This window comes from Aerosakkonema funiforme FACHB-1375, assembly GCF_014696265.1.
GTDB classification, from domain to species: Bacteria; Cyanobacteriota; Cyanobacteriia; order Cyanobacteriales; family Aerosakkonemataceae; genus Aerosakkonema; species Aerosakkonema funiforme_A.
The window spans coordinates 1-25,891 of record NZ_JACJPW010000113.1 but is presented as its reverse complement, the minus strand read 5'-3'; the positions used below and the strand labels follow the sequence as shown (position 1 = coordinate 25,891).

Below are 25,891 nucleotides of genomic sequence, written 5' to 3'. Positions count from 1 at the left end.
GCGGGGGAGCGGGGGAGCGGGGGAGCGGGGGAGCAGAGGGGAATATAGGTTCAAATTTTCCTCAGTCCTTGAGATCCTCACCTTCTCAGTATTCTTCTGGCAAGTTATTTTTGCACTGGAATATCGAACCTGCTTTACAAAATGCAGATTTTGTGATGACTTTGCGGCTGCAAAAGGAGCGCATGACCCAGCATCTTTTGCCCAGTTTGCGCGAGTATCACCAGCTGTTCGGGATTACGCACGATCGTCTGAAACTCTGCAACGCCAATGTTAAGGTGCTGCATCCCGGCCCAGTCAATCGCGGCCTGGAAATTAGTTCTGACCTGATGGACGACCCCCAGTTTAGTTTGATTTCCCAACAAGTTACCAACGGCGTTGCCGTTCGCATGGCTCTGTTGTATCTGATTGGCGGCGGCAAAGTTTGATCGCAGACAATCGGGCTCGACTCGGCTAGACCGTTCTTACCCTAGACCCTAGCCCCTTGTCCCTAGCTATATTTCTACTGGACTGGCGCTCTATGGGACGGGGACTAGGAAAAAATTTACTTTTGACTTTTAATTTTTTTCAGTCAGTACAGAGGAAAAATTTGGCTTATTCCATTACTATTGGTATCCAGCTAACAAAGATATAAGCTCTGACAGCGCAGGCGATCGCAATACTAAGCTTGTTCCCGCCGCGAGAGGGAACGCCTCTACCTAATACATATTTCGTTTTGTTTGTCAATCTTTCTGCTCGACTGGCGCTCTACGCGGTAAAGACCAAGAGTAAATTTTGACTTTTGACTTTCGATTTACTTTGTATGACACCCTGTCTTTTGACAAGCTCAGCTGTCTGGCTGAGGATGTTAGGCATTATCTCTTCTCAAGCAAAGGAATATGCTTCTCAAAAAAGTATTATTAGTGGTTTTGCTGGTATTGGGAATTACCGCAGGTACCCTGACTTACCCAGCACAAGCAGGAGATTTGGCTAACGGTGCCAAGGTTTTCAGTGCCAACTGTGCCGCCTGTCACATGGGCGGTAAAAATATGGTCAATCCTGCCAAAACTTTGAAAAAGACCGATCTGGAGAAGTATAGTATGGCTTCTCTGGAGGCGATTCAGGCTCAGGTCACAAACGGCAAAGCTGCGATGCCATCGTTTAAAGCACGCTTGAACGGCAAGCAAATTGAAGATGTAGCGGCCTACGTCTTAGCACAGGCTGAAAAGGGTTGGTAAGCATTATCAAATAGTGCTTTTAGTTCGCTTCTGCTGGTGTTTCAGCGGAAGCGAGGTTTGTAGCCTTCTTATGGACTGGACTTATGTATCGCTTTGACAAGATCGTCCTTAGCTTTGGCTTTGCTGTCGTGCTGAGCGTTTTGCTATTTGCTGTGCCTGCGATCGCTCTTCCCATGAGTGGGAAAGATTTTTTCAATTTGGGAGTAACTGCTATGCAACGCGGTGACTACCCTGATGCGATCGACAATTTCACTGAGGCGATTGACATTGATGCCAATCTTGGTGCTGCTTACAGCAATCGCTGTCTGGCTTACCTTCAACTGGGGAATTACGATCTGGCTGCGGAGGACTGCTCTCAGGCGCTGCGACTGAATCCGCGTAGTACAGAAGCATATTTGAATCGAGGATTGGCTTGGTACAGACTTGGTGATTATCAAGCGGCAAAACTTGACTACAACGAGTTGCTGAAAATCAAGCCTTATGATTTCCGCGCTTACTACAACCGAGGCTTAGCAGATTTTGCTCTGGGCGAGTATCAGGAGGCGATCGCAGATTACAACCATTCCCTGCTCCAGAGTGGGCCACTCGATCGCGCTCAATTTGCTGAAATTTATAACGATCGAGGATTAGCTCACCTCATGCTGAAAAACTTCCCTGTTGCGATCTCCGACTTTGATTTGGCGATCCGCTTTAATAGTGGAGATGCTAGAGGGTACTTCAACCGAGGCTGTGCTTGTTTGTATAGCGGAAATTATATCATGGCGCTGCGGGATTTCAACCAAGTTTTAGCACTTACTCCCAATGACGGTCAAGCATACTTTTACCGGGGTTTAGTTCGTTACCAAATTGGTTCTCAGTATGCGGCGATGGCAGATTTGCAAAAGGCTGCTGAATGTTTTTGTAACCAGGGAGTGACAATAGCTTATCAAAAAACGCTACAACTGATTCGGCAAATTCTCTCATCCGACTCAGCTATTGGTTAAACAATCTGGAATCGTATATTTCCCATCCAAATTTTTGCTGTGCGACTGTAGCATTAAAATGATACTGTTATGGGTGAAGCGACCTGATGAATTCTGGAACCGCAGTTTTATTTGCTGGCGATCGACAACTTGCTCAAGATAGTTTTGCCATAACTCTTGCACCGTTATCCCTGGAAGAAGTTTACGCGCTAGCGGATGATGGGGGGAACGGTGCTGTAGTATTGATGAGCGGCATGGTTCGCAACCAAACCGATGGTAAGCCGGTGGTAGCGCTGGAGTATCAAGCTTACGAACCGATGGCTTTGCAGATTTTTCGCCAAATTGCCGCCGATATCCGCAAAAATTGGCCAGATGTGAATCGGGTGGCGATTCACCATCGCATCGGACGTTTGGTAATAGGGGAAATTAGCGTGTTGGTGGCGGTTGGTAGTCCGCACCGAGGTGAGGCGTTTGCAGCTTGCAAGTATGCTATTGATACATTAAAACACAACGCGCCGATTTGGAAAAAAGAACATTGGAGTGATGGTTCTAGCAGCTGGGTGAGTATCGGTGCGTGCGAAACGCAGGCAACAAACTGCTAGGAATATTGCAATTTGTAACTATTGCTTTATCTCAAAAGATTAATCCTTTAGACTGATGTGCGATTCAAAATTTTGGGATAAACAAGGATAGGCAAATGCAGCATTTGCTCTGGCACGATTATGTGATTTTGATTTCTTTTATTGGTTCTATTGCTGGACTTTGGTTAATATTCGATCGCCAGCAAACTCAAGTGGATGAGGTTGCAGAAACAGAGCGATCGCTTTTTATGATGAGCTTCGCTTACTGGATAGTTTACTGCGTAACTGTTGGCGTCCAGAAGTTCGATCTGCCTGAATGGGATATCTTGCTAACGAGTTTGCAGTTAACTGCGGCTATTTCTTACTTTTTAACTTTTTGTTGCGTACTGATTCTGCCACTGCATCGCTTTTCGTTGCGACAAGTAGAGTGATCCCGTAATTGGGGATTGCTAAAGCGCGTTGCAGGTGAATGAGGTACAAAGAAACTCGGTTTCTTTGTACCGATGTAAAAAAGTGATGTATGTGCGATCGCACCTATTCCAACCACGCCTCCAAATCTGTCACTTCGGAAAAACCTAATAAATCTACTCCTAAATTTTCTAATTCTTGGACAGATAAACTGCGGATTTTTTCTAGAAGCAAAGGAGTGATTTCCCCAAATTTCCACTCTAATAGGCGTGTAACGAATAACAGTGCTTCTTCTGTTCTTCCTTCGTGTCTTCCTTCTTGGAGAATTTCTTGGAAAAAAGGAGACTGGCGCATAAAATCAGCCCTCAAAATGGAACGAATTACGTTGGTTTCAAGGCGTAAACTAGCTAAAATGTTGGCGAACAGTTATCCACGATAAAGAAGCTAGATTTGGCAGAGATATACCTAACAATTTGCCTGTCGCAATTTCCGACTCAACAGCTTGGGGTATTATAATTTCACTATACAAATTTGGTAGCAAATCCAGCAAATTTAATTGGTAAAGATATTGAATTGGCGAAGTGTCAGAAATGACATTAGGCACGCGCCAAATCCTCCTTCAGTTCCTCTTCCGTAAGTCGAAATGTGTCAACTCCGTAATCAGCAAGCTTGGTTAGAAATACAACTTGCGGTATACCAGCAAGATTAGCCGCAGCACCAGCGGAAAGTTTACCTAATTCATATAGTTTGATTGCTGCTGCTAAACAGACTTCATCGCGCAGTTGTTCGGGAGTTAGTTTCAGGGCTAACGCTGTTTCTTCTGGTAAAGATAAGGTAAATTCGTACATTTGGTAATCGGACTTCGGGGTAAATAATACTTAAGATTTTAACAAATAAAGTTTATGCAACCGTCTTGCTTTTTTGTGGCATCCTTTGCTATAATCAGCCCATCCAGCAGATCGGAAAGTCCGGTAATCATCAAATTGTAGGTTTTTTGGATAATTGGTAATTGCCTCATTTAAAAAAAATTTTTTACGCCTTCGGTGGGAAGGGTAAAGAAAAGAGGGTAAAGGGCAAAAGGGCAAGAGTATAAAGGGCTATAAAGTCTACGCCGCAGCACACACAACCCGAAAACCGATATTGCCGAAACTGTAGCCCGCATCAAACCCATTGCGAAAAGCCGAGCGGCAGTAATCGGGAGAGTAGATCCACGAACCACCGCGCCGCAGTCGGGGAGATTTTTCATCGCTAGTTAGCCATATAGTTTCATCGTTAGGTGCGCCTTGATAATTATCGTGCCAATGGTCAGCGCACCATTCCCAGATATTGCCGTGGAGGTCGTAAAGGCCAAAAGCATTAGGAGGAAAGCTCCCTACAGGGGTAGTTTCACGACGATATTTCCCTTTCCGCCCCAAGCCGTAGGTGTAATTAGCATCGTAATTAGCTAATTCGGGAGTAATTGTTTGACCAAAGTAAAAAGGCGTTGTTGTTCCGGCGCGACAAGCATATTCCCATTCTGCTTCGCTGGGTAATCGATAAGATCTGCTAGTGTGTTGGGAAAGGCGATCGCAAAATTCCACAGCATCGTACCACGAAACACACTCTACAGGTCGATTTGCTCCTTTAAATCTAGATGGGTCTGCTTGAAGGTCGCGGTTAACTTTTGCAAGATTAGCAACCGCTTTCCACTGCGCTTGAGTAACTGGATATTTTCCCATTAAGAAGGGTTTAATTGTCACCTCATGTTGGGGTCTTTCACAATCTCTGCTTCTGTATTCAGTTGACGGCGCACCCATTGTAAATGTACCGCCGGGAATGTAAACCATATCGAGTTTGATATCATTACCCAAATCTTCAGAAAAAGATTGAGATTGAGATTGTGGTTGAGGAGGTTGGGGAACTGATATTTTAGGAACAGGAACTTGAATTTTTGGCTGAGGAAATGAGACTGGCGGGGAATTGAGCGCTTTGAGAACTTCCGCAGCAGATTGATAGCGTTCTGAGATGGGAAACAATAGCATTTTATCTAAAATTAGTCCCAATTCATTACTTACAGCAACATTTTGCTGACGCCATACCCACTGCATTTGCATCGGGTCGAAAAGTTTATCGACCCAATCACCATTTCTCTCTTCTAGCAAGCACCCAGTTAATAGCCGAATACAAGTTACCGCTAAACTATAGAGGTCACTAGCTGGAGAAACATGACCGTGCATTTGTTCGGGTGCTGCATAACCGGGTGTACCGGTAATAGTTCCGATTTTCGTAAGCACGGTAGCGCTTAATTGTTTGGAAACGCCAAAATCAATCAGAACGAGAGAACCGTTACCGTTTCTAATAATATTATCTGGTTTGATATCTCGATGAATGACATTTTGATTGTGGATAAATTCTAAGACGGACAGCAATTCATTGAGCAATTGTCTAACTTGCTGTTCGCTGAATTTTCCCCGTTGCTGTAATTCTTTTAATAAATCCTGACCGTCTATAAATTCTTGTACCAGGTAAAAACGATTGTCTTGTTCAAAAAATGCCAGCAAGTCGGGAATTTGGGGATGTTTGCCCAAATCTCGCAGTCTCATTCCTTCTTGCTTGAATAATTCGGTAGCTTTCTGGAGTGCAGCGCTACTTTGCAGTTGCGGCAAAAACTGCTTAATTACGCAGGGGGTATCAAAACGGTGTTCGTCTACCGCTTCAAAAGTACGACCGAATCCACCTTCACCAAGATATTTTATGGCGCGATAACGGTCAGCTAAAAGTAATTTGTTACCGCAGCGCTGACAGAATTTGGTGAGAGGTGGGTTTAAAAATTGGCAATTAGGGTTCAGACATTGACTCATATCATAAACTAAGGCAGGCAGGATGCCTACCCCACAAGAATTTTTGAAGATGTTTATTGTTGGTAGAAATCGGTTTTCTACTTATATCTCTAGGTTGAAAGCGAAGATTTTGCATAGAAATCCGCTTTCTTTGCCTAATAGCTGGATTATATGATAAACTATTAGATATCTCCAAAAATTCTTGTGGGATAGGCATCCTGCCTGTCTCTAAGATTCTTTTCTGGAGAAGTCTATTTGATGATTTGAGCGATCGCATCCTCCAATTCATCTTGTTTGCAGCTAGTAATAATAAAAACTTCTTGAAAAGTTTTGCCATGTCGCGCTATTAATTTAAAACCACCGCGAATTGGCACCGATACTTTTAATTGCAATTTTGGGCAGTGACCTTTGGCTCTGCCAATCACTGCGGGGGTAATAGTTTGAATACCGGGATGTTTGGTTAGCTTTTCCAGGATTGGAATTAAGCCGGTAATATGAGTAGAATGATTGAGAACGACGCGGCCACTGCTGGGGTTACTCATTTTATGCTGCCTCTAGGGGAGCCATAGTCAGTCCCGCCCGCAACAGTTGTTGGTGGTAATGTTCCGCTTGCTCTTGGGGGCCAACCCAGACGATGGCTTGACCTTCATAGTGTACCTGATTCGTGAGCTCCCAAGCGCGATCGCTCGTCATCCCTGGGATATATTTTACCAAGCAATCATGTACGTGCTGAAATGTGTTGAAATCATCATCCAGCACGATTACTTTGTAATTCGGGTAAGGCTTACGGGTAACTTGACTGGATTTCTCAGGAGCTATGATGGGTGCATTCGCCATAAGTCATTCGATTTTGGATTTTGGATTTTAGATTTTGGATTGGCTGGGCTTTGAAAGGATAGACCTTGAAATAAGCGAGAATTTTTTTGATGATTCCCCTTGAAAGGAGAGGCTTGAAGCCCTTTTTTTTCGGTAACTGACCGAAAATATCTTAACAATCTGAAACAACAATTTACTAATGTATCTTAATCCGAAGTGGGAGCGGAGGGGCTAGGGGCTAGGGAAGAGGGAAAAGGGAAGAGGGAAGAGAGAGAGGGAGGAATTTTGACTTTTGACTTTTGACTTTTGGCTCCCCCTCTTCCCTAGCCTCTAGCCCCTAATCCCTAGCCCCTTCAATCACTGCCAATCTTGCCTTGTATTGAAAATCGAGGTATTGGGGAAAGCTGTAGGATTGCCGTTACGATCGAGACGGCGTTGCAAAGCTTCTAGTTGCGGTTCTTGTTGGGGCAGTCGATCGACCAGTTCATATGGTAAAATACCGTTTTCCAGAGCAAAAGCGGCTGTAGTTCCGGCTGCTGCACCCGCCGACCATTCAAACGAGTGTACTCGATAGGCAGCTGCGGCGGTGTGGCTAGTGGCGATACTTTTACCCGCAACTAACATATTGTCGATTTTTTGGGGAATCATCGCCCGTAGGGGTACTTGGAAGGGATAAGCTTGACCTTGACCTTTCCTTGTTCCTTCGCGTTCTTTGTTACCTGGGGCTTCTGGTGGGCTTTGGGCCATGCAGGGATGGAAGTCGATCGCATAGTGACCGATGCCGACAGAATCGGGGAAAATGAAGGCACGCGATCGCGGTTTCACATCTGCCGGAGATACAATTTGTGCGAGTACGGAGGGCGCATTTATACCAGAAAGGATTGCCCACAAACGCCGATACTCTTCCTCTGACAGGTTATTGCGGTAATAATCATCGCGAAAATTATTCCGAGAAATATCAATTTCCCAGACTGTAAAACCTTCCGGCTGACCGAAGCTGGGGCGTCCGATAATGCGGCGTCCTTCACGTATATATGGATACTTCGATAACCCGTGTGCGGTTCCCATTGGGGCATCTAAACCGCTCAGATAGCGATGATTTGGGTACGGTTTCTTCACACCATCACCCAGTTGTGAGTCGGTAGTCCCTGTTACCAGCCAGTAAAAATAGCCGATCGCATTTTCCTCACCTTTGCGAAGAGTTTCCGTCCGCAATCCGCCCATCCATCCACCCGGTTGTAGCTGTCCGGTGGCTTGCAACTGTTCGCGAGTATAGATAAAGTTATCTTGCGATGTTCCCGGACGGTAATCGTTACCCCAAGTCCAGTTTTGCATAGAAATATCGCCTGGATCGATCGGATATTCTCTCGGATTAGTTCCCAATTTTCGATCTGGTTTGACACTTTTAATCCGGCGATAAGTGAAAACAAGAGGGAAACTCGCTAATCGCTGCAATTCATAGCTGTAATACGGCGCATATTGAGAGTAAAATGAAGGCAGCGTGTGATTTTGCGGTTCTTTAGTTGCCTGCATTGCAAAGGTATAAGTAAAGCCTTGCGTGCAGTAAGCATCGCCGCTTTCGCTAGCAGAAGAAGGTTCCAAGACGGAACGAGGATCGATACCCAAACGGTAGGGAATATCAGCTAGTCCAATTAATTCGCCGGTTTCCGTAGCTTCGATGACAAACCAATCGGCTGGTTTTGGTTTTTGGGCAGATTTTCGCGATTTTTTGGGTACGAAACGGATGATAGATTTGTCAAATTGGGCTGAATTTTCGTAGCGATAGCTGTCTTCGATCGTCTGAGATAAAGGTAGAGTATTTAAGGGCGGTGCATTTTTGGCCGGACGGTGTTGAATCGCTACAGCACTTTGAATTTGTTTTCCATCTCCACTAATTTCTAATTCCTTAATTACTGTAGAGGGAAACCATTTCAGTTTACCATTGCCGCGATCTTCCGCATCCTTTAATATGCCAAATAAAAGTTTGTGACCGTCGCGAGGCAGAAAACAAGATTCGCTTACCCAACATTTACCTGGGTTGAGGCGTTTGTAATGTTTTTCAATGCGGGTGCGAAGTTCTAAATAGCCGCGAGGATAATATAATAGTTTCCTCTGAGTCGGTCGTTCGTCTAGTGCGGAGGTTCCTTGGGCAGAAATTTGTCCGCCTACCCAGTCGGTAATTTCTGTTAGGCAAACGGTTTTTCCTGCTAGCAAACCTTCGTAGGCGGCGGCGGAACCGGAAAGTCCACCTCCCACAACCAGAAGTTCGCATTCTTCTGTTTTATCTGGTTGTCTTGGTGGTGCGGCTAGGGCTAATGGAAATGCTGATTCTAGGAAAATTAAGCTGAGGGTGAGGGTGGTTAGTATGCGTTTCATGGTTATTTTTGTTCAACTCCTAATATTGTGTCCGGTTGCGTCGTTAGTAGATGAATGATGTTCTGGATTGTCTGTAGGAATCGTTTGTTAAAATTTAACCGCTGATGTGGGCAGATAAACGCAGATAAACGCAGATAAGATGGCAATTTTTTTAGGTGATGGATGCTAGGGAAGATAAGAAGAAAGAGGATTTCATCAATCATTTATAATTGCTATTACCCTCTTTCCCTAACCCCTAACCCCTAACCCCTAACCCCTAACCTACTGCCAGTTTTTGCCAAATTCGTTAAATATTGAGGTGTCGGGAAAGGCGGTGGGGTTGCCATTTTGTTGGAGGCGTCTTTGTAAGGCTTCGAGTCGCGGTTGTTGGCGGGGAAGTTGTTCGACGAGTTGGTAAGGCATGAGATTATTTTCTAAGGCGAAGGCTGCTGTGGTACCGGCGGCTGCACCAACTGACCATTCAAAAGAATGCACTCGGTATGCTGCTGCTGCTGAGTGACTGGTGGCAATACTTTTGCCAGCGATTAGCATATTATCAATTTTTTGGGGAATCATTGCGCGTAGGGGTATCTGGAAGGGGTAAGATTGAGATGCTGCCATCGCTTCGTTGGGATATCCGTAGTTTCCGGGAGTTTCTGGGGGACTTTTGGCTAAACAAGGGTGAAAGTCTATTGTATAGTGACCGATGCCTACAGAATCGGGATATATGGCCGATCGCGATCGCTCTTTGACTTGTTCTGGAGACAATGCTTCTCGAATTACAGCAGTTGCATTCAAACCACTCAATAATGCCCACAAACGGCGATACTGTTCTGTTGATAGGTTATTGCGATAATAATCCTCGCGAAAGTTCTTTCGAGAAATATCGACTTCCCACAATGTAAAGCCTTCGGGATGTCCCCACGCGGGTCTGCCGATAATTCTTCTCCCTTCTCTTATATATGGATATTTGGATAAACCGTGAACTGTTCCCATCGGTGAATTTAATCCGGTAAGATAGCGGTTGTTCGGGTGCGGTTGCTTGACACCATCGCCGAGTTGTGAATCGGTTGTACCTGCTACTAACCAGTAAAAATAACCTTGGGATAGTTCTTCTCCACCGCGCAAACTTTCTACTCGCAATCCTCCCATCCATCCGGACGGTTGTAACTGACCTAATGCTTGCAATTGTTCGCGAGTATATATAAGGTTATCTTGAGCAGTTCCCGGTCGATAATCGTTCCCCCAAGTCCAGTTTTGCATGGAAATATCCCCCGGTTTGGGAGGTGTTACACCAAAGGTTTCTCGGCTTCTGATTTTTAATTCTTTGGGGGCATTTGGGTTACTCCAAATGCGTCGGTATGTGAAAATTGATGCAAAGTTAAATCGTTTTGCCTCGAAACTATAGTAAGGACTGTAACGGGAATAGAAGGGAGGCATTTGGTGGGTTTGCGGTTCTTTGGTTGCTTCCATTGCAAATGTATAAGTATATCCTTGGGTGCAATAAGGATCGCCTGTATCGTTTGCACCGGAAGGTTCTAAATGAGAACGAGGATCGATACCTAGTCGGTAGGGAACATCTGCAATGGCGATAATTTCTCCTGTTTCGGTGGCGTCGATAACGTACCAATTTGTTGGCTGGGTTGTTTGGGATTTTTTAGTACGCTTTAACGGTAAGAAACGGATAATTGTTTTGTCAAATCGAGATGAATTTTCGTAGCGGTAAGCGTCTTCGATCGTCTGTGATAGAGGTTCGGTGTTTAGCGGTGGTGTGTTTTTGGCGGGATTGTGTTGGATGGCGATCGCACTTTCAATTAATTTCCCATTTTGACTGATTTCCAAATCTTTCACAACCGTAGAAGGAAACCATTTCAATTTACCTTTACCTCGTTTCTCGGCATTTTGCAACATGGAAAAAACAAATTTGTGTCCGTCGCTGGGAATAAAACAAGCTACGCTTACCCAACACTCGCCGGGATTGAGTTTTCCATATTTGCGTCTAATTCGTTCTCGCAAATCCAGATATCCACGCGAAAAGAATTGCCTTTGGCGCTGGGTAGTGCGTTCATCCAAAGCGGAAACACCTTGGGATGAAACTTGTCCTCCCACCCAGTCGGTGATTTCCGTGAGACAAACGGTTTTCCCCGCTAGCAATCCTTCGTAAGCAGCCGCAGCACCCGCAAGTCCGCCGCCAATTACCAGGATTTCGCATTCTACGCTTTTATCTGGCTGTCTGGGTGGCGCGGCGAGGGCGACTGGAAAAGCCGATTCCAGTAGGATCAAGCTGAGAGGGAGGGAGATGAGGGAACGTTTCATAGTGCGATCGAGTTAAGCGCCTGCATCCAAGTAGCTTTTAGAAGTTACCATCTTCCTAATGTTCGTTACAAGCTTTTGTCGATCGGGATTGGCGATGAGGCGCGATTCGATGAAACCTGATATGAGTTAAAATTTTGTTATGGTCTGTTAAATTTGTCTTGTAAAAAGGTATATTTTTGCTCTTTCGGGTTGATGGTGAAAAATCTTTTTGATCTGACATTTTGGTGATATATTGGGTTACGGTATGGGAAATTAATTATTGATTTTGACGCGGAAATTATTGCCCGTGCCTAACCCACCCTACTCACATTTTGCACCTGAGCTAAAAACCGAGTTTTTTGCAAATAGCTAAACCTGAAAGCCTAGATTTTTCGTAAAGAAACCTGGTTTTTCAGGTCTTGTTGAGAATGGTGCAAGATGTGAGCCTACAGACTCACAATTAATAACTATGAAATTGCGTTATTATTCTGCTTAGCCGATTAGAATGAAAGCAGCCCAATCTCTCGGATTGGGATATTTTTTCATGGTATTTAACATAGCATTTTGCAATGCTTGGGCTTTGTCGGAGTTTTGTTGCAAGTTGCGATAAAAATAAGTAAGATTAAAAAATACGAATATTTTCTTTGAGCGAACACAACTTTTACCTAAACTGCTTCCTAAGCTGCAATAACTTCATTATAACGTTTGCAGGAAGATGGGGATAAAAATCACCCATCAATCATTATAGTTAATACGATTTACCGTCGCTGCCAAAATATTCGCGATAGGCACAAATCTTATCGCCGCGAATATCGAGAGAAATAGCTACCCGATTTTTGTAAGGTTCACCCCGCAAAGTTCCTTCATCGCGGAACTCGAAAACAACAGTAGTCTCGTTGCTGGTGATGCGATCGACGGAAGTAATTGTAATTCCTTCGCTGAATGTTTCAGAAACATATTGAAAGAATTCGCGAACCCTATCTTTACCCACATTCAAGCCGTGAAATGGCCCGACTGGAAACCAAAAAGTAAAATCATCGGTGAGCATATCTAGAAGTTGATTCCAGTCACCTGTTGCCAAACCGTGAGATAAGTGCTTAAATGCTTGCTGGGCAACTTCGATCGTATTCGGTTTTGTTTGTGTCATTGTAACTCTTTCCTCAACATAACGTTATTTTCTAGACCTGCGGGATATTCAACACGAACCTATGCGATCGATCTAAATTATTACCTTTTTAGAAACAAAGTTTATCGCTAAGAATTCTTTTTTAACCAATCTCCGATGCCATAAGGGTCACTTAGCGGCGCGGAAAGATGTTCGTGCCGAATTTGCCAGCAACCATCTTCATTTTTCCGAAGGACAAAAGTTGCCCGAAACGTTTGTTTTACCAGTTGACCTTTTACAGTTACTGTTAGCAGCACCATTCCTGCTACCCAAGCCAAATCTTCGGATTCTTCAGTAAAGGGGCCTTCTACCCACTCAATTTTTTGCAAATTCAGCGAAGAATCGCAAAAATCTCGCCATCCTTTGGAAATATTGCGATAGCCAAGCGTAGAGTAGCGAGGCCCTTCTACAAAAACGTAAGTATCTTCATTAGGAACGTAATTCGCGCAAATACTGTCTACCTCTTTGCCAACAATAGATCGATAAAAGCTATCTATTTGCTCAATTGGAGTTGTCATTGTAATTGTTAGGTACGTCCTAGTTCTTCTGCGATATCTTCGACATCCCGGTTATTTTCTGGATTTTCCAAAGCTTCCAATTCCTGTTGAATAATCCGCAGGATACGAGCGATGTATTCCGCTTGCCACCGCTGGCGTTCCTCAGCAGCTATTGTATCGGGTTCGTAGGTATCAATTTCGGCTCGACTCAGTATTCCTTTTGCGATCAGGAGGCGCTCTATAGTATCCAAGCGTTCGCGGGTAACTGCGTGTTCCATTGCTACAGCCAGGGTGATATTGAGTACCCGTTCGACGGCGGGATCGTCAAAGAAATATGGGCGTTTTCCTTTACTCTTACTGTTGGCTAACAACAGGCGATCGATCGCTTCCATAATTATTTGTTTTCACAATATTATTTCCAAGCCCCAAATACATTCCAAATAGGCGATCGACCGTAATCTTCTACAGTTTTTTCGGCTTGTTGACCTTCTGCTATGTCATTGGCTGCTTTGACAGCTATTTGGATGAATGCTTCCTCTTTAAAACCCGCTTTGGTTAGGAGTTCTTTTACATCTATATCGTGCATTTTAGACCAAAAGGGTTCGTTGTTGTAATAGGCATCCCAATCACGGATAAATTGCTCGTATAGTTCCATATCTTCGCTATATTGCGGTTGTTCGATATGCAGAGTCAAACCACCTGGCTTGAGCATACGATAAATTTCTTTTCCGATTCGGTGGAGGGATTTGGAGGAAGTTTCGTGCAAAAACATGGTGGTCTGAATCCAATCGAACGATCGATCTGCAAATCCGCTATTCGCTCCATCCATCTGGATAAAGGTGATGTTATTTACACCCAAGTCTTGAGCGCGAGCGTGTCCGTATCTCAACATAGGAGCGGCTACATCAATAGCAATGACTTCAGCATCGGGATAAGCTTGGGCGATGGGAACTACGTTGTGACCCAATCCACAACCGATATCGAGTATGCGTTTGGGCTGAAATTCGGGATGCTCGGTTTTCAGCCACTGGGAAATCGCTCTACCTCCGCCATCGTTCATTCGTCCCAGTAAGCCAGTTGTTGTTACAAATAATCCGGAGTCATAATTAGCCGCAGCTGTTACGTCTCCCTCCATGAGTTCTGTGTAATAACTACCTGGCATACAGTGATGATCTACCACTCGAACATAATGGGGAATTTCCAGATCTGGATTGAGTTTAAGAGTATCTTTGCCTTGATTCAAACGCTCTGCTTTTTCGGCAAGTTCATTTGCTTGATGCAATACCAACGATCGACCCGCTTGTTGTCTCATTTCCATACTAGATCTGCGTAAGGCGCTCCAAGCTTGATAGTGAGGGTCTTTTTTCATGGCTTCACGCACTTCTTCTCGCGTTTCAAAGTCGCGATCGCGTTCTGCTTGGAACTTTGGACGCACCCGTTTTTCATATGCAATTTTGTTGCCAGGAGATACAACTGTTGCTAAGTAGCGATTCAAATTAGCCAGGAAGTTATAACGAGCAATTTCGTCATGGTTTGCTTCAGGAAATACCCCATGTTTTCCGACTCTATTCCAAACAGGAGGTAGGTTTTCTTTACTCATCATTTTTATTTGTCAATCAAAAAAATGTTTTTTGTCCGGTTACGGCTGCATCCGTTCTTCTTGAATCAAAGTGCGTTTAAAAAGTCGATCGTCTTTGAACCAATGCCAAGTGCGCGATCGATAATTATTGCACTGACTAATTTGAATCATCTCGTATAAGTAAGCGTTCGGAATAGTCTTGTAACTGAACCACAGAATAATAGTTGAATCGTCTACTTCCCATGCTTTTCCTTCTATGCGTTCCGTGTCGAACCAAAGCTTTTTGTCGCGATATGTGCCAGGAAACTTATGTTCTTCCTTTTTACCATCTGGCCACTCATACCGATTAATTTGGTAATAGGAATAATCACCGTCTGCGGGAAACAGACAGGTTAAATGGGATTTGTGCCGATCGAGAATTTTCCCTTCAATATCGACAATGGTATAAGTTCCTACCCAATCGCCTTCGTGTCGAGCGAGTGCGGGCATACTTTCGCGGAGATCGGACATTTTAACACCTCTTTTTGATATGACTCCTCAGATAAGTAAATTAAAAATTAGTGGCGGCTGTAAGAACGTTCAAATTTGGTTTTGACTTGCTCGGCGACAGCTGCCAAAACGACTGCTAACAGAGAAGCCGATACTGCCATTGTACTCGCAAATCCATCTGTTGCTATTGCTAAAGCTGCCAATGCGATCGCAACTCCTATTGCCCCCTGTTTCAGTTTATTTGTTACCTGATAAGCTTGACTACAGGAACTACACATATGAGTGTGTCGCGAAAGTCGATCTAGTAATACTGGTGCTTGGTGACACTTTCTACTGCTGTCAGGCAATTTTGCGGTTTCATAACCCTGATAAAAGGGTAAAGAAGACCCAAATTTATCCAGCCATTTGCGGTATTCGATGACAAATAGGTCGGAGGTTTTGAGCGGTAAAAACACTTCTTTCATAGGTTTTCCCTGCCTCTCAATTTCTGCCTTTTGTCCGACGACTTGTGGCAAATCTTCCTCTAAAACTCTGCTGCGAAGCCAGTGATCGAACCAGCGAGGTGTTAGCTTTAATTTCAGGGGTAAAAAGTTACGATAATTTCTCACTAGAATACGACATCGATTCTGACTGAGAGGGATTGAATAAAAGACAACTCCCCCTAGCCAACCGCGCTGTTCGATGCTAAATCTGTAAAATATTAAGTTGGGAGCCACAAAATCCACTGAACTCCAAGGTCGATCGGAATTTCCTACACTCCGCATCTTACCGCGAATCGCTTTGTTTGAGCTTTCTATCACTTCCATTTCTAGGGGTTGGGCATATTTTCGATTACCTAGAGTGCCATGATGGCTGATGTGAATGTGAACGGGATCGATAATATTTTCTATGAAATAAGTTTGGTCGTAAGGGAGGTCGCACATATAGTCAGTGGTGACAAATTCCGGGTTATCCAAATCTGGTATGATGGGAATGCTTTCTTCTTGGGCAGTTTCCGTTTCTCCCGGCCATATCCAGATGATGCCTTGGCGTTCCACCAATTTAAACGATCGCACGCAAGCTTTAGCAGGAATTTTGGCATCTGCCGGTAACTGGGGAATGTGCAGACATTGACCGTCAATGCCAAACTGCCAACCGTGGTACAAACACTCTAGCTTACCATCAATTATTTGTCCGTCGGAGAGTCTAGCCGCACGATGGGGACAACGGTCTGTTAAACAAATCAGTTTGCTATCTTGGTTTCTGAATAAGACGTAGGGTTCGTCATAAAGCGAAAAGCTATAAGGGCGGTTTTTGGGCAGGTCTTGTATGAAGGCGATCGGATACCAGCAGTGCTTCCAGTTGAAGCTTTGTTGGGCGTCCAAATTCGTCTCGTTAACTGTTTTTTGTGCTATATCTTCTTCCGTGAGAATTGGTTGTTCGCTCGAAATCATAATATTTTCTTTTTAACTAACTGCACAATTCCTGATGTATTTACCAGCCAGTTTGTAGCTAAAAATTAACTTTTAAACCACCACGGATCGGGAATAGATTGAGTTTTGTTCAAAAAGGCTTTCTTTCGCAGAAATCGCTTGATGGCAGCAGCACCCATACGCGATCCACCCATACCGGAAAATTTAAAGGAGTTCTTTTCTCCTTCATGGATAAAAGCTGTCAATCCTGCATCGTTAATGCTAATAGCGCCTGCATCAATTTGGTTGGCTAGGGCGATCGCTTCCTCTTGAGATCCTGCAAAAACAGCAGCACTGAGTCCGTAGATAGTATCATTTGCCAGTTGTACCGCCTCCTCAATTGTAGAAAATGACATGACAGGCATAATTGGGCCGAAGGTTTCTTCTGTCATCACTTTCATGCAATGGTTGACCTGGGTTAATACAGTTGGACGACACCACAAACCACCTGCCAATTCTTCAACAGCACCACCACAGCGAACAACTGCCCCTTTTGCAACAGCATCGCGTAGGTGTTCGGCAATGATTGCCGCTTGTCTTTCTGCAATTATAGGGCCGATTTCTCCTCTGTCAATAGCGGGATAGCATATTTGCAGAAGTTTGGCTTTTTCTGTCAGTTTATCGACAAATTTCTCAAAAATAGATTCGGCAATGTAAATGCGTTCAATAGACAGGCACGATTGCCCAGCGTTGACGACTGAACCCCACAATAACGCCGATGTTGCCAATTCTAAATCTGCCGATTCTAACACAACTGCCGGGTCTTTTCCTCCCAATTCTAGAAAGGCGGGAATAAATAGCTTAGCTGCTGCTTCTCCTACTTTTTGACCCGTAGATACGCTGCCAGTAAAGCAGACTAAATCCACATATTCTATTAAGGCTGCACCCGTATCGCCTGCACCTTCGATGAAAGTTAAAACATCGCGCAAGTGTGATACAGATGCAATAGTTTCTAACAAAGGTTTAATAAACCTGGGAGCAATTTCGCTCGGTTTTACTATGACGGCACAACCTGCCAGCAATGCGGGTATGGTATCAATTGTGGAAAGCAAGAGAGGAAAATTCCAAGGACTGATGACGCCAACTAATTGATAGGCAACCTGTTGACTTTGCACTCGGATAAATGGAATTGCGGTTGCTTTTTCATCCTCTAACAATAATTCTGGCGCTACCCGACACCAGCGATCGATCGTGGAAATAAGCGAGTTGATTTCTACTACAGATTCAGACAATCTTCCCGTGTCGTTTACTAAAGCTTCTGTTAATTGCTCTTTTTGGGACAAAATGGCTTGTTTCCACTGCTGCATTGCCTCAATTCGCCGCTCTACACCCGCCTGCTGCCACGGAATTTGTGCTTCGCGCATTTGGGCGCATTTGTCGGCGATTTGGTCTGGTGTTGGCGGTGAAATCCAGCAGTCAATTTTTCCGGTGCGAGGATTGCGAACGCTTAGTTTTTCATTCATGATTTAAATCCTAATTGTTTAACCATCCTACTTAATTTAACCGCGCCAGACAGCGTAACAATATAATGATTATTCTAGGTTGAGATTTTCACTGAGTTGATGAATGTTCCAAAACAAGGAAAGTCCGATTCCACCATCAACATAAATGTTTTGACCTGTGATAAATCCGCTCTCTTGCGAACACAAAAAAGCCACCAAAGTCGCCACATCATCAGGCTGACCCCATCTTCCCATAGGAGTAGCTTTTGGTGGTAGGTCTTCAATATAAGGAACTGATGCTAAATATCCTTCCCATGCCTGAGTTTTAATGTAACCTGGAGTAACAATATTAACAGTAATTCCTCGCGGAGCTACTGAGAGAGCATAGTGCTTTGCCAGTACTTCCATTGCGGCTTTCGCAGGTGCAGACATGGCATATACTTTACTTGGATTGTAGACGCCATGAGAAGAAATGGCTACTACTCGTCCTTGTCCGTCAGTCATGTAATTCAAAGCTTTTTCCATGCACCGAAGAAAGGTTTTAGGATAAATTTCCTGAGCGTCTTCATACTGTTCAAAAGTAAATCCTCCAGGAAGTTTGGCGAGGATTGCGTACCCAGCTACATGAACAAAGGCGGTTAGTTGGCGCTGGAAGTGTTCTTCTACCACTTTGAAAAAGTTGTTAACTGTTTCGGGCTTTTTGATATTGCCTGCTACTGGTACAACTTTAACGTTAAATTCCTCTAACTCTTTCTTTGCAGCAAGTGCAGCATCATGGTTGGAATTATATCCCAGGATGAGATTGAAACCTTTACTCGCTAGTTGCCTAGAAATGCTTAAGCCTATGCCGCGAGTACCGCCAGTTATCAGTGCAACTTTCATCAGTTTAATTCGTTGGGTTTATTTTGGCTGTTAATCAATTCAAGAATTGCCAAATATCGGTAATTGGTAGTAGGTAGTAAGATGATTTTTACTGACCTATACCAGTTACTAGCAATTAAATTATTCCTAGTTTAGCTAAACGTTCGATCGTCTGCATCTGTGTTTGGATAAAGTGTTTGCGATCGACCTCTCGATCGAGCATAGTATTAGCTGGGTAAAAGTGAGATTGTCGATAGCTTTCTGCATACAATTCTAACCGCTGTCGGGAAAGTAAGTTATTCAATCCCGGACGGCGGCGATAGCGTCGCAAAGCAGCTAAGTCGATTTCCGCAAATGCGGCCATACTTTCTCCCGCACCAGTTTCAGATAATACCAATCCTCGATAATCAATTATTTTAGAACCGCCATCGGTTGAAGATTCGGGAATGGCAGTATTGGCAATTCCTGCCGTATTGGCTGATACTACGTATGCCATGTTTTCGACAGCGCGAGAAATTTTAGCGGCTTCTTTGGGCGATCGCGCATTTCCGTACACTTCCGATGTGGAGTGCAGAAAAATTTCCGCTCCCCGCATTGCCAAACACCGCGCTACTTCAGGATACAATATTTCTTCGGATGCGATTGCTGCTAAATTGCCGATCGCAGTTTTAGCAACCGGAAAAACTCCTTCCAAACCGTAGCATTCGAGATACTTATCCCAGACATCGTGGGGTGTGGGAGCAAACATTGAATTCAGTCGGCGATAGCGCAATACGATCGCACCGGATGGGTCAATTACAAAGCAGGTTTGGAAGTATAAACCGGGAAAATTTTGGTCGATTTCGTAGGCGTTACCAGCTATAAATATATTGTGTTTTTGGGCAATTTTACCGATTCCTTCATATTCCGCACCATTCATTTCCAGACAAGCTTTTTCTGCCCAAACTGACAGCGATTCTCCCATCGGGAAACCTGTGAGGAAATATTCGGGCAATACTATGAGTTTACAATCAAATCCGATAAAAGCGATACTAGCAGCGATTTGTTTTTCTAATCTGTCGATCGATTGCTGCATTAGCGATCGCGCTTCTGCGCGGTTACTTGCTTGGTTAACTGCGTGGCAGGTTACTTGGAGTGCCAAAGCTCTGTATGATTCTATAGTGGGTGCGATCGCTTCCATAAATTTGTCCTCTGGGTGAGATACATTCTATTATGGTGGCGATATTCCATTGCTCGCTAGGTGGGACTAAATGCTAAACAAAAATCTAATTTTCGGACAAACAGCACAAATTTCGGCACTGCAAAAAACCATTCTCGGCAAATTAATAATTATTTGTTTGGAACTAATTTTCGCTTTGCCAGTAGGTCTAGCCTTTGCCAGATTTCGCATCGGCGGTGTGGCTTGGATCTTTGGCGGTATTGTTGCAGGCGGGTTGGTACTTACTGCTTATAGCATTCTCTCCAAAGAAACGCCACAACCAAATCAAAAAATTAGAAAAATAGGACAAGCTCTTGTAGGTTTAGTTATTGGATTTACAATCGCTCATGCAAATACCGCCGAGCTTTATTCTAAATTGCCAATATTTGTTTTTGTGGTGTTATTTCTCATGACAAGTGGGAGCGCGATCGGCTATATTTATTCGCGCATTAGCAACACAAACATACTAACTGCAATGCTCGCGACAACTCCGGGCGGTATAGGGATTATGTCCAGCATTGCCGCCGATTATGAAAAGAATGCCGCGCAGGTGGCACTCGTTCAAATTATACGTGTTACAACAGTGGTATTTTTAATACCTGTGTTGGCGAGAATATTTACCGATAATAGCATCAACACTGCTGTCAGCGTTCCCAATCTAGCTTTTAGTTTCGAGCCATTACATTTATCCTTGCTTGCCTCATCCCTAGCTTTAACATTTCTGTCGGTTCGCATAAATAGTATTTTGAAAGTACCCGCCCCGTTTTTCTTTGGAGCGTTAATAGTTGGTGTGACTTTTAATTATGCGATCGGTTTGTTTCCATTGCTAGCTAATGTTGATTTTACACCGCCTTTTTTAATCAGATTAATCGGTCAAATTTTCTTAGGGATTAGTATAGGCGAATATTGGGGGAGCAAACCAAATTTAAATAAAAAAACGATCGCATATGCTTTAATACCTGTAATCATGACTATATGCGTCGGATTTATAGCAGCAGGAATTACCAAATTTCTGACACCGTGGGACTGGCTCACCTGTATGCTAGTCACAGCGCCGGGAGGTTCGGCAGAAATGATTTTGGTATCCCTCGCATTAGGTCATCACGTTGAAATCGTGACTGCGGGTCACTTGGTCAGGCTAATAGTTATTCATGTGTCTCTCCCATTATGGTTGTTATTGTTTCGCTATTTCGATCGCTTGCTTCCCAATTCAGGCGATAATTAGTAGTGAAGTTACGATCCGGAGTCAGTAAATGGTTAACGAAATCAAGGAATTTGATACTAGGCAATGGGTGAAAGTACGCAGCTCGCTAGATGGCAGCCAAACCTTTCTCACCTGGACGGGTTCGATATACTCTTTTGTGCCGAATGAGAAGAAAAAGCGCCTCTTCAATATCGTGGGAATGAGCGTTAGCAGATGTATAGAAAATGACGATAAGACTTGGGAATTTACCTCAAGAGAATTGACTTATTACCTCGATCCAAATACAAATGAAATCCTGCACAAATGGGAAAATCCCTGGACGGGAGAAACCCTCACCGTTATTCACGTTGCCAATAGTCCGGTAGAAGGTCACTTTAAAGGAAATTTTCCGGGTGAAGTGAACGGTGATATTACTACATTCGTGTTTGATTTATTTCCGACTTACCCAAATTCCCTTGCCGAAGATGAAAAATTTCAAGAGTACAGTCCCCAACAAACTTATCAAGCAGCCGAATTGTTTAAACTGACAGTTCCCACTGAAGAACTCGACAATCCAGAAATACTTTCTGTTTCTAAAATGTTTATTTGTTGGGATAGAATCGGCCCTTGGCTACCTTGGATGAAAATGGCAGATCGAGCGGGTCATCTTATCTACAGCGCCACCGGTCAGAAAGTGAAGAGTTTTAACGATTTACCCCAATTGCTTCAGGATGAAATTAATACCCGGATGTCTTTGTACAAAAATGCCCCCAAAGCTCCATTAGACAGTGATATGACTTCTTGGATTTACTTCAAAAAGCATTTTGAAGCTTATTTAGCTGGAGAAAGATTTCCGATTCCAGAAGCAGAGGAGGAATAGAAAATTTTTACTTGGATTTGATTGTGCGTGCAGCGATATTGGCGATCGCATTTGCTTTTATTTCCTGACTGGGAATAGTTTGCGCTACTTGCAAAGCTGTTTCAGAGTTACCTAATTTAGCAAAAGCATCGACGATTTTTGCTAGAATATTGGCTTTGTTATTCTCTTCGAGAGATTGGGCTACCTGCACAGCGCGATCGAGTTGTCCAATTTCTAAATATTTCGATGCGATTTTAGTTAAAGCTGACTCCTTAAGGCCGAGTAAACTTAAGGTATTGGCAATTTGCAAAGCTCGATCGACTTGTCCTATTTCTGCTAATTGCACAGCAATATTAGTCAACGCTTCTTGTTTAGAATCGTCTTTTTTGAGAGACTCGGCAATCTGCAACGATCGCTCAATTTGTCCCGCTTTCACTAAAGCTTCAGCAATCCTAATAATTGATTGATTTACTGCAAAATCATCAGGGTTGGAAATTGCAGGTAATTGCAAGTTTTGAGAGAGTAGGTTTTCAGCTTGCGGTGCTTGTCCTGCTGTGTGCAATTCTTGGGCGATCGCAATTATCCCTAAAGCTTTTATTTCCCCATTTTCAATGCTATTAACTATCTGCAAAGCTGGTTCGATTTGCTTTGCCTTAGCTAACTGGCGAGCAATTTCCACGAAAGTAAAAGCTTTCTCTCTTGCTTGATTTCCTAGATTAAAATCTTGATTTGCTGCTATTTCTGCCGGAGTCAGTTCGTGGATCGTTTCTGCCACCTGCTTAGCAGCATCAAATTGTCCGACTTCTGCTAATTTGACTGCTATATTCCGCAGCGCCTTTTCTTTGACGCCCAATTCTCGCAGCGCCGAACCGGAATCTATTTTAGTTGTTGTGGGGATTTTTTCGGAAATTTGTGCAGCGATCGATCGCGCTAAATTTACCTCATTCATTCCCGCCAATTTTACCGCAATCGCCGACCAAACTTCCGCTTTTTCGACATCGTTTTGGATGTTTTGAGAACTTGCCCAAGCTTGCTTGACTTGGTTGGCATTTGCCATATGTGCGAGAATTCCCAGATATGCCCAAGCTTGATAATTTTCTCCGCTTTCACCTGTAGCCGAACTGCAACCAGTGACGCTTTTAGCTACCTGTAAAGCCGTGTCAAACTGGGATAATAAACTTAAATTACCTGCTATTTTAGCCAAAATCTCAAATTTTTCGTTACCGCAACTGCCATTTGATTCGTAAGCATAATCTCCCGTAATTCCTCTGGCTTTTTGTAAAGCTTGTAAAAGGATTTTTCTGGCGGTTTCTAATTCTCCTTTTTCTGCTAAAATACTCGCGATCGCATTCAGCGCCTCTGCTTTGCGAGTATTAGAAGCAAGCGTTTGCGTTAACTGCAAAGCTCTTTCGGTAAACCCTGCTTGTGCAACTTTAATCGCCACATCGCGCAGCGCCGGATCTTGCTGATAAAGGGTAAAATTTTCATCGGTTTTCCTAGTCAGTTGCACAGCGCGATCTAATAGTTGTCTCGCTTTCTGGGTTTGTCCGACTTCTGCTAATTTTATCGCTATATTAGATAAAGCTTCAATCTTAGTAGAACGATCCTCGATAGTTTCTGCTACTTGCACAGCGCGATCGAATAATTGCAAACCTAGTTGCTCATTTCCTGCCGCTATTTCTCTCCCCAACATCGTTAAATTTTCAGCAATAATTGCGGGATTATGGGCAGTTTCAGCCAGATTATAAGATGGCAATCCTACCGCTATTTGAGTTTGATTATAGCCTGCCATTATAAGTAATAAAAATGCCATACTTGGGAAAGTGTGGGGAAGCGATCGCATCGTGAATTCTCCTATACTTTGACTTTGTATTTCTATATTCGTACTCAAATAATCAATTTGTAGGTTGGGTTTATCTGAGCGAAACCAAACCATCTAAAATAACAAGTTGGGTTGAGGTACGAAACCCAACCTACAGCTACATTGAAAGCAATGTCCAGAAATAGCCATCGGGTGAGACGAAAGAAAAACTTTGTTCTCCAAACTCGTTGGTTTCAATTTCTGTGATATTTTGAGCCGCACTCGCCTTAACGCGATGGAAATAATCTTCTATTCCTCGCACGCGATAAGTGTAAAGCGACATTCCCAAACATCCCGGTTGCGCCTTATCGAGATGATTTTCTAATTGAATAGATTCCGGAAATCGCACAATATAAAGTCTACCCGATCGCACCGCCTGCCAATCTGATTTTGACGAACGCGGATCGTCAAAAGTTGTTACAAAAAATCTTTCATTCGGCTGAAGGTCAAAAATCGGTCTTGCTGTTTCAGAACTTTCATAACTTGTTTCGTCCTCATCCCGCACGCGCAGCAAACCCAGCGTTTCTTCATAAAAACGGAACGTTTCTCTGCTATCATCTTGAACCACTATTCCCATGTGAGTTATCTGGCTCGTTTTGAAATGTGCGCTTTCATTAATTTTGCCGTAATTGGTCACAGTATAATTGAATCTTTGAAAGAAAATTTGGCGAGTTAAAGGTTGAAGCATCACCATTTCCCGCACACCAATAGCAGGCTCGACAAAAGGACGTACCTTTCTGTCTTTGTTATAGATTACATCCCATTGCGGATAGATGTATTTGACTGGCAAACCTGCTTTTACTGCTTCTTCAGCATGATTGGAAATATTCAACACATCAGCAGTCAATGCAGTTCCCCAACGGTTTCCTTTCACCTTCATTGATGACATCTGCAATCCCTCATTGGTAGGGTTTTCCCATACCATTAGACGGATGAGACCGTGGTCTGCATCTTGGTGGTAGAGGCGAATCGATCGCAAAGCAGAATTGACGCCATACAACTTATTTGTTGATTCTGCCGATAATTCACCTATTTTACCGATACGATAGCCAAATTGCTCCCAATATTGAATAAGAAAGAGCGGTTCTCGACAACCAATACATACTTCGTAGATACCTTGAATTGTCATTTGTTTGCCTTAAATAAAGAGTAATTTACTCACCTCAAGACAGAGGAACTTAATAACCAGCAGATCACCATTAAAGTAACCACCTAAAAAGCCAAGGGAGTCACCAATGTTTAAACGACTAACAGTAACAACTGCGCTTGTGGCAGCCGGATTATTTGGTACTTTGAATTACTCAGCTATTGCCGAAACAAACCAAACCCAACAATCTGCACCCTCGTCAAGCCGCAGTCAGATGAGCGCTCTTGACAGGCAGTTTATCACCGATGCTGCCCACGGGGGAATGGCGGAAGTTAGATTAGGACAGCTTGCGTTGCAGCGATCGAACAACGCTCAAGTGAGACAATTCGCACAGCGGACGATCGATCGACACACACAGGCAAATCGAGAACTGATGGCGTTAGCCCAAAGAAAGGGAGTCACTCCTCCCAACAGTCTTAGCCCGAAGCACGAAGCGGCAATGAATCGCTTGATGCAGCTTAGCGGAGACAGTTTTGACCGAAAAGCGAGACGCAAGCCCCTGGCTTTAGACATGGGGATAAGTCGATAAGCGACTTTAGTCGCCGTCTCGATTTCCGTTTAGACTCGAATTGCGTTAAACTAATTGACGTAGAGGTTTTCCGAGTCAAATGATAGTTTTAGAATTTAAAGCTCAAGGGAAAACAACTCAATACCAAGCCATTGATGAAGCAATTAGGACTGCTCAATTTGTGCGAAATAAATGTCTCCG

General features: G+C 43.7%; 29 protein-coding genes and 2 pseudogenes. 9 read left to right on the top strand and 22 right to left on the bottom strand.

Features of this window, described 5'->3' with window-relative positions:
• A pseudogene (locus H6G03_RS30315) lies at positions 1-425 on the top strand (aspartate carbamoyltransferase catalytic subunit); the annotation flags it as partial.
• A gap of 166 nt (positions 426-591) precedes the next feature.
• Here H6G03_RS30315 and H6G03_RS39025 read toward each other — a convergent pair.
• Entirely contained in the window at positions 592-723 is a 132-nt protein-coding gene (locus tag H6G03_RS39025) for a hypothetical protein (protein ID WP_255512298.1), read from the bottom strand.
• Positions 724-875: 152 nt separating this feature from the next.
• On the opposite strand from H6G03_RS39025, the gene petJ reads away from it, so the two are divergent.
• From petJ to H6G03_RS30295, 4 genes are all read left to right on the top strand, one after another.
• Positions 876-1,214 (top strand): cytochrome c6 PetJ, encoded by a 339-nt coding sequence (gene petJ, locus H6G03_RS30310; protein WP_190473296.1) that lies wholly within the window; start codon positions 876-878, stop codon positions 1,212-1,214.
• Positions 1,215-1,297: 83 nt separating this feature from the next.
• Positions 1,298-2,197: a tetratricopeptide repeat protein gene (locus tag H6G03_RS30305; RefSeq protein ID WP_190473293.1), complete on the top strand. Its 900-nt coding sequence runs from the start codon at positions 1,298-1,300 to the stop codon at positions 2,195-2,197.
• 86 nt (positions 2,198-2,283) lie between these two features.
• Complete coding sequence (locus tag H6G03_RS30300) at positions 2,284-2,778, top strand: molybdenum cofactor biosynthesis protein MoaE (protein WP_190473291.1); 495 nt, start codon at positions 2,284-2,286, stop codon at positions 2,776-2,778.
• A gap of 95 nt (positions 2,779-2,873) precedes the next feature.
• Positions 2,874-3,188, top strand: coding sequence for a hypothetical protein (locus H6G03_RS30295; protein WP_190473288.1), 315 nt, complete (start codon positions 2,874-2,876; stop codon positions 3,186-3,188).
• Positions 3,189-3,291: 103 nt separating this feature from the next.
• Here the strand turns inward: H6G03_RS30295 and H6G03_RS30290 are convergent, their stop codons facing one another.
• The 19 genes from H6G03_RS30290 to H6G03_RS30205 all read right to left on the bottom strand — a co-directional run bounded on the left by H6G03_RS30290 (position 3,292) and on the right by H6G03_RS30205 (position 20,114).
• Complete coding sequence (locus tag H6G03_RS30290) at positions 3,292-3,519, bottom strand: DUF4351 domain-containing protein (protein ID WP_190473286.1); 228 nt, start codon at positions 3,517-3,519, stop codon at positions 3,292-3,294.
• 49 nt (positions 3,520-3,568) lie between these two features.
• Positions 3,569-3,769 (bottom strand): hypothetical protein, encoded by a 201-nt coding sequence (locus tag H6G03_RS30285; protein WP_190473283.1) that lies wholly within the window; start codon positions 3,767-3,769, stop codon positions 3,569-3,571.
• A complete protein-coding gene (locus H6G03_RS30280) occupies positions 3,762-4,013 on the bottom strand; it encodes a UPF0175 family protein (protein WP_190473280.1) in 252 nt (83 codons plus the stop codon). The genes H6G03_RS30285 and H6G03_RS30280 overlap by 8 nt, the downstream gene beginning before the upstream one ends.
• A gap of 38 nt (positions 4,014-4,051) precedes the next feature.
• Positions 4,052-4,183 (bottom strand): hypothetical protein, encoded by a 132-nt coding sequence (locus H6G03_RS39020; RefSeq protein ID WP_255512297.1) that lies wholly within the window; start codon positions 4,181-4,183, stop codon positions 4,052-4,054.
• An 88-nt stretch (positions 4,184-4,271) separates the two neighbouring features.
• Entirely contained in the window at positions 4,272-6,005 is a 1,734-nt protein-coding gene (locus H6G03_RS30275; RefSeq protein ID WP_190473277.1) for a bifunctional serine/threonine-protein kinase/formylglycine-generating enzyme family protein, read from the bottom strand.
• A gap of 230 nt (positions 6,006-6,235) precedes the next feature.
• Positions 6,236-6,526 (bottom strand): DUF2103 domain-containing protein, encoded by a 291-nt coding sequence (locus H6G03_RS30270; RefSeq protein WP_190473274.1) that lies wholly within the window; start codon positions 6,524-6,526, stop codon positions 6,236-6,238.
• A gap of 1 nt (position 6,527) precedes the next feature.
• Positions 6,528-6,821, bottom strand: a complete 294-nt coding sequence (clpS, locus tag H6G03_RS30265; RefSeq protein WP_190473271.1) for an ATP-dependent Clp protease adapter ClpS — start codon at positions 6,819-6,821, stop codon at positions 6,528-6,530.
• Positions 6,822-7,157: 336 nt separating this feature from the next.
• Complete coding sequence (locus tag H6G03_RS30260) at positions 7,158-9,176, bottom strand: FAD-dependent oxidoreductase (protein ID WP_190473268.1); 2,019 nt, start codon at positions 9,174-9,176, stop codon at positions 7,158-7,160.
• Between the two features lie 261 nt (positions 9,177-9,437).
• A complete protein-coding gene (locus H6G03_RS30255) occupies positions 9,438-11,471 on the bottom strand; it encodes an FAD-dependent oxidoreductase (protein ID WP_190473265.1) in 2,034 nt (677 codons plus the stop codon).
• Positions 11,472-11,942: 471 nt separating this feature from the next.
• On the bottom strand, positions 11,943-12,089 hold the full coding sequence (locus tag H6G03_RS30250) for a CHAT domain-containing protein (RefSeq protein WP_190473301.1): 147 nt from the start codon (positions 12,087-12,089) through the stop codon (positions 11,943-11,945).
• Positions 12,090-12,198: 109 nt separating this feature from the next.
• Positions 12,199-12,597, bottom strand: a complete 399-nt coding sequence (locus tag H6G03_RS30245) for a nuclear transport factor 2 family protein (RefSeq protein WP_190473262.1) — start codon at positions 12,595-12,597, stop codon at positions 12,199-12,201.
• 107 nt (positions 12,598-12,704) lie between these two features.
• Positions 12,705-13,133, bottom strand: a complete 429-nt coding sequence (locus tag H6G03_RS30240) for a YybH family protein (RefSeq protein ID WP_190473259.1) — start codon at positions 13,131-13,133, stop codon at positions 12,705-12,707.
• Between the two features lie 8 nt (positions 13,134-13,141).
• Positions 13,142-13,504 carry a hypothetical protein gene (locus H6G03_RS30235; RefSeq protein WP_190473256.1) on the bottom strand — a complete coding sequence of 121 codons (363 nt, stop codon included), beginning with the start codon at positions 13,502-13,504 and terminating at the stop codon, positions 13,142-13,144.
• A gap of 20 nt (positions 13,505-13,524) precedes the next feature.
• Positions 13,525-14,715 carry a class I SAM-dependent methyltransferase gene (locus tag H6G03_RS30230; RefSeq protein WP_199315551.1) on the bottom strand — a complete coding sequence of 397 codons (1,191 nt, stop codon included), beginning with the start codon at positions 14,713-14,715 and terminating at the stop codon, positions 13,525-13,527.
• Positions 14,716-14,751: 36 nt separating this feature from the next.
• Positions 14,752-15,201, bottom strand: a complete 450-nt coding sequence (locus H6G03_RS30225) for a DUF3598 family protein (protein WP_190473253.1) — start codon at positions 15,199-15,201, stop codon at positions 14,752-14,754.
• Between the two features lie 47 nt (positions 15,202-15,248).
• Positions 15,249-16,613 (bottom strand): aromatic ring-hydroxylating dioxygenase subunit alpha, encoded by a 1,365-nt coding sequence (locus H6G03_RS30220; RefSeq protein WP_190473251.1) that lies wholly within the window; start codon positions 16,611-16,613, stop codon positions 15,249-15,251.
• Between the two features lie 65 nt (positions 16,614-16,678).
• The gene (locus H6G03_RS30215; RefSeq protein ID WP_190473248.1) at positions 16,679-18,094 is read right to left on the bottom strand and encodes an aldehyde dehydrogenase family protein; all 1,416 of its coding nucleotides are present in this window, start codon (positions 18,092-18,094) and stop codon (positions 16,679-16,681) included.
• A gap of 69 nt (positions 18,095-18,163) precedes the next feature.
• Positions 18,164-18,955 carry an SDR family NAD(P)-dependent oxidoreductase gene (locus tag H6G03_RS30210; RefSeq protein WP_190473245.1) on the bottom strand — a complete coding sequence of 264 codons (792 nt, stop codon included), beginning with the start codon at positions 18,953-18,955 and terminating at the stop codon, positions 18,164-18,166.
• Between the two features lie 115 nt (positions 18,956-19,070).
• The gene (locus H6G03_RS30205) at positions 19,071-20,114 is read right to left on the bottom strand and encodes a nitrilase-related carbon-nitrogen hydrolase (RefSeq protein WP_190473242.1); all 1,044 of its coding nucleotides are present in this window, start codon (positions 20,112-20,114) and stop codon (positions 19,071-19,073) included.
• Between the two features lie 70 nt (positions 20,115-20,184).
• Between H6G03_RS30205 and H6G03_RS30200 the strand changes: the two genes are divergently transcribed.
• Together H6G03_RS30200 and H6G03_RS30195 are read left to right on the top strand one after the other, a co-directional pair.
• The gene (locus H6G03_RS30200) at positions 20,185-21,357 is read left to right on the top strand and encodes an AbrB family transcriptional regulator (protein WP_190473239.1); all 1,173 of its coding nucleotides are present in this window, start codon (positions 20,185-20,187) and stop codon (positions 21,355-21,357) included.
• A gap of 28 nt (positions 21,358-21,385) precedes the next feature.
• Positions 21,386-22,195, top strand: a complete 810-nt coding sequence (locus H6G03_RS30195; RefSeq protein WP_190473236.1) for a DUF1838 domain-containing protein — start codon at positions 21,386-21,388, stop codon at positions 22,193-22,195.
• 7 nt (positions 22,196-22,202) lie between these two features.
• Here the strand turns inward: H6G03_RS30195 and H6G03_RS30190 are convergent, their stop codons facing one another.
• Both H6G03_RS30190 and H6G03_RS30185 read right to left on the bottom strand, forming a co-directional pair.
• Positions 22,203-24,110 (bottom strand): tetratricopeptide repeat protein, encoded by a 1,908-nt coding sequence (locus H6G03_RS30190; RefSeq protein WP_190473233.1) that lies wholly within the window; start codon positions 24,108-24,110, stop codon positions 22,203-22,205.
• Between the two features lie 43 nt (positions 24,111-24,153).
• On the bottom strand, positions 24,154-25,164 hold the full coding sequence (locus H6G03_RS30185) for a VOC family protein (protein WP_190473231.1): 1,011 nt from the start codon (positions 25,162-25,164) through the stop codon (positions 24,154-24,156).
• Positions 25,165-25,270: 106 nt separating this feature from the next.
• Here H6G03_RS30185 and H6G03_RS30180 point away from each other — a divergent pair, with 106 nt between their 5' ends.
• Positions 25,271-25,711, top strand: coding sequence for a DUF4142 domain-containing protein (locus tag H6G03_RS30180; protein WP_190473228.1), 441 nt, complete (start codon positions 25,271-25,273; stop codon positions 25,709-25,711).
• 79 nt (positions 25,712-25,790) lie between these two features.
• Positions 25,791-25,891 (top strand): annotated as a pseudogene (locus H6G03_RS38360) (transposase); the annotation flags it as partial.